This is a genomic window from Streptomyces viridochromogenes, from assembly GCF_001270495.1.
Taxonomy (GTDB): Bacteria; Actinomycetota; Actinomycetes; order Streptomycetales; family Streptomycetaceae; genus Streptomyces; species Streptomyces viridochromogenes_A.
The window spans coordinates 1-401 of record NZ_LGUR01000113.1 but is presented as its reverse complement, the minus strand read 5'-3'; the positions used below and the strand labels follow the sequence as shown (position 1 = coordinate 401).

Genomic DNA, 401 nt, shown 5'->3' with positions numbered 1-401 from the left:
TGTGAAGATGCTCCAGCAGCCGAACCACCCCCAGACCACGGCCGCCGTCCCGAAGCTGATCGCCGAGACACTGGAAGCACAGAGCACGGACATCGACACCGTGTCCGGGGCGACGATCACCAGCGACGGCTACAAGGAATCGCTGCAGGCCGCCATCGACGCGAACGCAGAGTCGGCGTCCTCGTCCGCCGCGTCCCCCTCCGCCTCCGCCGCCTCGCAGACACAGACGGTGGACGGCTCGACGGTGAACACCGCGAAGGGCCCGGTGCAGGTCCAGGTGACCTTCGAGGGCGACAAGATCTCGGCTGTGAAGATGCTCCAGCAGCCGAACCACCCCCAGACCACGGCCGCCGTCCCGAAGCTGATCGCCGAGACACTGGAAGCACAGAGCACGGACATCG

At 67.1% G+C, this 401-nt stretch carries 1 protein-coding gene; it reads left to right on the top strand.

What is annotated here, in order from left to right:
• Positions 1–401 (top strand): FMN-binding protein (locus ADK36_RS11840; protein WP_048587646.1); only part of this gene is annotated, 401 nt, incomplete at both ends.